The organism is Amycolatopsis sp. SID8362 (assembly GCF_010550475.1).
GTDB lineage: Bacteria > Actinomycetota > Actinomycetes > Mycobacteriales > Pseudonocardiaceae > Amycolatopsis > Amycolatopsis eburnea.
On sequence record NZ_JAAGNB010000101.1, the window covers coordinates 1 to 7,263 of the forward strand.

The following is a 7,263-nucleotide window of genomic DNA, read 5'->3' on the forward strand; positions in this document are numbered from 1 at the left end:
AGCGGCGTCACGGCGAGGACCCACCCGGCGGCCGGGGCGAGCGCGGCGGGGCGGCCGAGCGCCAGGAATCCCGCGCCAGCCAGGCAGCCCGGTGCCAGCACGAGCAGGAGCAGCCGTTCCGCCCGCAGCACCATGAGCACGGTCGCGCACAGCAGGTACAGCCCCTGGCCGAAGCCGAAGAGCAACGCCGTCGTCCGCGCCCCGGTCAGCAGCCCGGTGATCGCCAGCGCGACACCGACGCCGAGCGCGGCGGCGGCGAAGCCGTGGCGCAGGGTCCGTTTGGTCGCGGCGGCGTCGCCGCGGCCGAGCCGCAGGTAGCCGAGGTAGGCCAGTCCCTGGCCGGCCGACCAGGACGCCAGCATCGACACCAGCAGCACGGTGATCGACGCGGTCCCGCTCAGCAGTCCCGCCGCCGCGGGAAAGAACAACGCGGGCAGGCTGTAGATCAGCCCGTGCAGCGCCGGGCCCGCCGGGCCGAGCCGCCAGGGATCCGCTTCCGCCGGCGGTTCGGCCGGGTCGACGGGCACGCGGCGGTGCATCTCCTCGGCCAGGTCGAACACGTCGGGGTAGCCGTACTTCGCCTGGACCGCCTGGTCGTTGAGCCCGTCGAACTCCAGCGCCGCGGCGATCTCCAGCGCGTCGGACGCGGACCGGCAGACGTCGGCAAACTGATCGCAGAGTTCGGCGACCCCGTCCGGCTGGTCCGGGTGACCGGGCTGGTCGAGGAAGGGCGCCGCCTGCTGCAGGCCGGACAGGGTTCCCGCGCTCATCCGGCCACCTCCGCGTAGCGCAGGGGAAGACCGGCCCCGATCCGTTCGTAGAGCTCGTCGAAGGTCTCGACGGCCTGGTCCACGGTGAAGTACTCCAAGGCCCGCGCCCGGGCACCGGAACCGAGGCGACGGCGGAGCTCGCCGTCACCGAGCAGCCGCAGGCACGCGTCGGCCAGCGCGCGCGGATTCCGGGGCGGTACCACGATCCCGGTGTCCGCGATCGCTTCGGTGACGCCGCCGACGTCGGTCGCCACGCACGGCCTGCCACAGGTCATCGCCTCGAGCACGCTGTACGGGAACCCCTCGGAGAGGCTGGACAGCACGACGACGTGCCCGGCCTCGTACGCGTCCCGGATGTTCTCGACCCGCCCTTCGAACCCGGTGACCGCGCCGACGCCGAGTTCGGCCGCGAGATCCTTGCACTGCTGCAAATAGCCTTCGCGGCCACCGGGCGGTGAACCGAACAGGCGCAGCCGCGCAGTGGGCATCACTTCGTGCACCAGCGCGAACGCGCGGATCAGCGTCTCGAGGTCCTTGATGGGGTCGATGCGCCCGACCCACGAGATCGTCGGGAGCTCCGGTTCTCCTTCGAACGCGGGGAAGTTCTGCGGGTCGACTCCGTTGTAGACGGTCTTGATCACGTCGCCGGACGCGCCGAGGCGCTGCTCCCAGCGGGTGTTGTAGACGTTCCCGGGCGTGATCACCGCCGCTTCCCGGTAGCCGAGCGCGCAGAGGTGGTGCAGGAACCGCAGGTACAGCGCCTTCACCGGCCACCGGTACGGGCCGCGGCGGGCGTGCAGGTACTGCTCCCGCAGGTAGATGCCGTGCTCGGTGACGATCACCCGCCTGCCGTACCGCCACTTCACGGTGAGCGCCGGGAGCACGCCGAGGCCGTTGGTCACGGCGTGCGCCACGTCGGCGTCCGCCGGCGGGTGGGACAGCGGGCGCAGGGAGTGCTCGATCAGCTGCACCGCGGTCAGCGCGTCCTGCAGGCTCGGCCGCAGCGGGTCGGTGTCCGGCCGGCTCCCGCACCACAGCCGCGTGAACAGCTCGAAGGCCTCGTCGGTCCCGAACGCCCCGGTGAGGCTTTCCTCCTGTGCGTACTCGAAAAGCGCCCGCAGGGCCTCGCCGAACCGGGCCGTCGCCTCGACGGAGCCGTCCAGCAGGACGTCGACCAGTTCGGCCAGCAGCACCGAGAACCGGCGGCGGGCGGTCCGGCCGGGTTTGCGCCCGGCCGGACCGGCACCCCACAAGGGCACGCTGACGACGGAGGCGACGTTCGCCGGCAGCTCCCACGCGGGCCGCTCGGCGCCGGTGGCGACGAGCGCGACCACGTGGAAGTCGTGCGACGGCATCCCGCGGACCAGCTGGTCGCACCACACGCTCACCCCGCCGAACTGGTGAGGGTAGGTGCCCTCGGTCATCAGCGCGACCTTCATCGGTTCACCCGCTCGCGAACTTCACGGCGACGTCGGGAACAGCGTGGCGGGCAGCGTCAGCTTCGCCCCGGCCGTTCCCAGCGTCGTGTAGTCCGACCGCTCCCCGGCATACGGGCTGCCGAAGGCGGATGTGCCGATCTTGGTCTGGTTCGGGGCCGTCAGCGGCACCGAAGTGCCGGCCGGGCCGGTGAGCACGACCGTCGTGCCCTGGACGTACCCCGAAACGGTGCCGGCGTTCTGCGTCGCCGCCCACCGGTCCTGGGCCTGCAGGGCCTGGCCTTCCTGGGTCAGCGTCGCGTTGACGACCGGGGTGCTCGAGGCGAAGACACCGCGGTAGGCCGACAGCACGCCGCCCATGACCGGGTAGGCCAGCCTGTCCTGGGACAGGTTCGACTGGTGCATGTAGAACGGCCGCGGGTCGTTCTGCAGCACGTAGCCGAGGGTGATCTGGATCTGCTGCGGCAGGATGTAGGAATCCCACCCGGTGGTCCGGTCGAGCGGCGCGATGCACGTCGTCGTGGCGCTGTTCTCGCAGATTCCGCTGCCGCCGTCGGCCGCGGACGTGTAGAGCCAGTTGTATTCCGAGACCTCGTCGCTCTTCTTGGCGACGTTGTAGAACACGTTGATCGGGTGCCGCGGCACGCCCAGCGCGGCACCGACGGCCCGCTGGCCCGCCTCGCGGGAGGCGTCGAGGCCCAGCCACTTGACCCCGTCCGGGCCCAGCGCGTTGACGAAGTTCGGGTTGTCCACCGGCTGCTGCGGCAGGATGAACGTGCCCGAGTGTTCCCCGGCCACCAGTTCGCCGCCGCGCACGGGAATCCCGTTCTGCCGGGCCCATTGGGTGTTCTTGGTGATTTCGCTGTTGATGGTCGCCGAGGACACCCACAGGGTGTTGCCCGCGGAGTCGGTCGCGCACCGCCACGGGACCACGGTGAAGTCCTGCTGGCAGCCCAGGAACTGGTGGGTGTAGGTGTGGTTGACCCACCGGAACTGGCTCGTCATGAGCTGGAACTGGAACAGCAGCGGATCGAGGCCGAGCAGCCCGCCGTTGTCCTGGATGTACTGCGCCGAGGCGCCGCCGTTGAACAGCAGGTCCAGCGTGAACGAGTTCTGCTGCTCCCACGAGGCCGCGTAGCTCGCGTCGGAGGTGCTCATCCGGACCGGGGTGGTGTCCGGTGTTCCCGGCGCGCAGACGCCGTCGCCCGGGGTGCACTTGCCGACGTCGCTCCAGATCGCGTCGTAGCTGAAGATGTCGTCGATGTGGACGCTGAAGTAGTTGCGCCAGTACCCGAAGTGCAGGCCCTTGGTGACCCAGTCGACGATTCCGTGGGCCAGGTACCGGAACTGGCCCTGGTAGTAGTTGTAGCCGAAGCTGACTTCCAGCTGCTGCCGGTTGCCCGTGGTGTAGACGCCGGCGAGCGTTCCCGTGGTCGACGTCCCGGGGATCGGGGCGGTCAGGAACGAGGTGAAGGCCGACGTCGTCGTGTTCGCCAGCGGCTGGCCCAGGTAGCCGTAGGAGGTCGGGCCGCCGGGTGCGCCGTCGAACTTGAAGGTGCCTTTGAGGTAGCGGAAGGCATCGCCGCGCGCGGCCGCGGTGGCGGTCGCGGTGACCCCGTCGAGCGAGCCCGCGTAGGTGGGCGGGTTCATTCCCACGTTCGCCGTCGGATAGACGTAACTGTCCACCTCCCGGATCGCGTACGCGCTTTCGTAACCGGTCAGCGCGGCGCGTTCGTCCGCCGAGAGCCCGGCGGGGGAGTCGTTGGGCAGCACGACGCCTTCGAACTTCGCGTGGGCCGTGCCGTCGGCGAGGGTGTCGGCGAGGAACGCCCCTGTGATGACCGGGCGGGCGCCGTCGTTCAGGTCGACGACGGTGGTGGCGACGCCTTCGGACGCCATCTGCTTGCGGATTCCGTCCACCCACGGCGTTCCGTCGGTGACCACGAGGACGTTCAGGTCGACGCGGGGCGGGCCGGCCGCGTTCGCGGTGCCCGACGCGACGGCGAACCCGCACGCGCATCCGGCCGTCAGCACCAGAGCGATGGCGGGGCGCCACTTCTTCAGGTATTTCACGCCAACTCCTTCTGCAGCTGGGCACGGCTGTCGGCTCGACGCTAGGCGCGTCCGGTCGCGGGCAACTCATCCAGCAGGACGAGTGCCGTTACGACTTCGGGCCGGTGATCCGCTGGTGCGCTTCGGACGGTGGCGGAACCGCTGCGGGCCGCATTCCCGAGGACACGGCGATCCGGACCGCTTCCAGGCTGCTGCCGACGCCGAGCTTGGTGAGGATCTTGTGCGTGTGGGTGCGCACGGTGTTCGTCGAGACGCACAGCTCACGGGCGATTTCGGAGCGCCGCTTGCCGTCCACCATGCTCGCCAGCACTTCCCGCTCGCGGTGGCTCAGCATGTCCAGCGGGCCGGTGCGGTCCCGGGCCCGCCGGATGTCGTCCCGCAGGGCCCGCAGCACCTCGCCGAGGTGGACCGACGGGTAGCTCGCCTGCCCGAGCCCGGCCCCGCGCAGGACCGTGACCAGGTGGTCGATCGTGCTCTCCTTCGGCACCCACGCGATCACGCCCGCCTTGGCGGCGGCCACCGCGAGCGCGGTCTCCGTGCGATCGGTGAGCGCGACGACGGACAGCTCCGGGAACTCCTCGGCCAGGGTGCCCAGCAGCACGCGGGGATCCGTCCCGCAGTGTCCTATTTCGACGGTGACCACGTCGGGCCGGATCAGCTCGATGCGCCGCAGCAGCAGCGGGTCGCTCACGGCCGCTCCGCCGACGACGCAGACGCCCGGGGCGAGCGACAGCCGCGCGGCGAGGGCGTCGCGCAGCATCTCGTGGTCGTCGACGAGGAAGATCCGCACCAGCGTCATGTCCTCAAGGTGCGCTCCGGCCCCGGCGTAGTCATCGTGCGCGGACATGAGCACGGTCTCCTCCAAACGAAGGACCGCTCGGGCGGCGGCGCAGGCGGAACCGCTTGCGGCGGGCGGCGGCCAGGTCGTCGTAGAGGTCGTCGAGGCGGGCCGCGACCGAGGCGATGCCGTACCGGTCGAGCACCTCGGGCACGGCCACCCGCGGCCGCGGCCCGGCCTCGATCTCCTTGCGGATCTCCGCCCGCAGCTCGGGCACGCCGCCGGTGACCTGGCGGGCCCGGTCGGTGCCGATCCCGTCGAGGGCCGGGCACGCGGTGAACAGGGCGGGCATCCCGTTGGCGAGGGCCTCCAGCACCGACAGCCCGAACGTCTCCTGCGCGGAGGTGGACACGTAGAGGTCGAGCGCGGAGAGCATGGCGAGGCCGTCGGCCTGGTAGCCGGCGAAGATCACCTGGCCGGCGACGCCGTTGGCGGCCGCGATCCCCTCGAGGCGTTCCCGGTCGGCGCCCTGCCCGACGATCAGCATCCGGCACTTTTCGCCGAGCAGGGGGGCCGCGGCTTCGATGGCCAGCTCGATCCGTTTCGCCGCGTCCAGCCTGCCCATCACGCCGAGGACGAACTCGTCGGGCGCGATGCCGAGGCGGGCCCGTGCGGCGGCCCGCCGGACCGGGTCGAACACGAGGCCGGCGAAGTCGAGCCCGTTCGGGATGGTGACGATCTTGCGGGCCCGCACGCCCCACTTCTCGAGCCGCTCACGCACGGTTTCCGACACCGCGATCGTCACGTCCGAGAACACGTCGGTGGCGAGGTACAGCGCCCGCACGCCCGCGGTCATCGGACGGCGCTCGATGTGCGTCTCGCCGATCGAATGCTCGCTCGTGACGACGACCGGGGTGCGGGCCAGCCAGGCGGCGACCCTCCCGTAGATACAGGCGCGGTAGAGGTGCACGTGGACGACGTCGACCTGCTCCGCGCGGATCAGCCGGGCCAGCCGTCCGACGGCGGAGAGTTCGGTGTTGCGGCGCATCCCGAGGTCCCGCACGCGGCCGCCGTCCTCGCGGATCATGTCGGCCACCGTGGCCGGGTTGTAGAGCGCGAGCACCTCGGCGTCGTGGCGGGTGTGCTGGAGCAGCATCCGGACTTGCAGCTCGGCGCCGCCCACGTCCAGCCCGGTGATGACGTGCAGAACTCTCATGGTCGTTCTCCTTCGGGTCGGCGGGATCGGCGCAGCCCGGCCAGTGACGTGCCGAGGGTGCGGGCGAGGATGACCAGGTCGGTCCAGCACGAGCGGTTTTCGATGTAGGCGTTGTCGAAGCGGACGCGCTGGGAGATCGACGTGTCGCCGTGCAGCCCGTGCACCTGGGCCCAGCCGGTGACGCCCGCCGGCACGCGGTGGCGCTGGGCGTACCCGGGGATCGTCCGCGCGAAGCGGGCCGCGAAGTACGGGCGTTCCGGCCGGGGCCCGACCAGCGACAGGCTGCCGCGCAGCACGCACCACAGCTGCGGCAGCTCGTCGAAGTGCGTGACCCGCAGCCCGCGCCGCAGCGCGCCGCCGGTTTCCGCGGGTATCGCCCAGCTCGTGTCCGGGGCCGGGTCGTCGAGCGTGCGCAGCTTGAGGATCGTCACCGGTAAGCCGTCGCGGCTCAGCCGGACCTGGCGGAAGAGCACCGGGCGGCCGTGGCGGACCAGCAGCGCCGTCATCAGCACCCCGAGCAGCGGGGCCACCGCGACGACGAGGAGACCGCCGACGACGAGGTCGAACAGGCGCTTCGCCCGCGTTCCGGCCGGCGCCGGGGAAAGCGTGACGAACGGGATGGCGTGGATCTCGTCCCGGTACCGGGCGGGGATCGTGGTGCCCAGCTCGTACAGGCGCGGGACGACCGAGACGCGGACCCGCGTCCCGCGCAGGATCGAGGCGAGTTCGGCGTCGGTCGCGGCCGGGAAGCAGACGAGCACGCGCAGCACGCGGTGCCGTTCGACGATCTCCGCGAGGTCTTCGGGAGCGCCCAGCAGCGGGAGACCGGACGCCGGTCCGGGCGGGAGCCGGTCGACGAACCCGACCGGCGTGAGCCCGTATTCGGGGTGCTCACGCAGGATCGCGGCGATCTCGCGGCCGAGCGTGCCTGTTCCGGCGATCACCGTCGGCTCGGCCAGCAGCCGATGCCGCCGGGCGGCCCGCAGCCCG

General features: G+C 71.6%; 6 protein-coding genes. All 6 read right to left on the bottom strand.

The features are described from left to right. Positions 1-770, bottom strand: a 770-nt coding sequence (locus G3I65_RS03645; protein ID WP_203612269.1) for a hypothetical protein, incomplete at its 3' end; no start/stop codon positions are given. Further along, positions 767-2,209, bottom strand: coding sequence for a GT4 family glycosyltransferase PelF (pelF, locus tag G3I65_RS03650; protein WP_160694742.1), 1,443 nt, complete (start codon positions 2,207-2,209; stop codon positions 767-769). The genes pelF and G3I65_RS03645, both read right to left, overlap by 4 nt. Positions 2,210-2,230: 21 nt before the next feature. Then, the gene (locus tag G3I65_RS03655; RefSeq protein WP_160694744.1) at positions 2,231-4,279 is read right to left on the bottom strand and encodes a hypothetical protein; all 2,049 of its coding nucleotides are present in this window, start codon (positions 4,277-4,279) and stop codon (positions 2,231-2,233) included. A gap of 88 nt (positions 4,280-4,367) precedes the next feature. Further along, a complete protein-coding gene (locus G3I65_RS03660; protein WP_239070428.1) occupies positions 4,368-5,126 on the bottom strand; it encodes a response regulator transcription factor in 759 nt (252 codons plus the stop codon). Continuing rightward, positions 5,110-6,273 (bottom strand): glycosyltransferase, encoded by a 1,164-nt coding sequence (locus G3I65_RS03665; RefSeq protein WP_160694746.1) that lies wholly within the window; start codon positions 6,271-6,273, stop codon positions 5,110-5,112. Before G3I65_RS03665 ends, G3I65_RS03660 begins: the two co-directional genes overlap by 17 nt. Continuing rightward, on the bottom strand, positions 6,270-7,263 hold a 994-nt coding region (locus tag G3I65_RS03670), incomplete at its 5' end, for a sugar transferase (protein ID WP_160694748.1). The genes G3I65_RS03665 and G3I65_RS03670, both read right to left, overlap by 4 nt.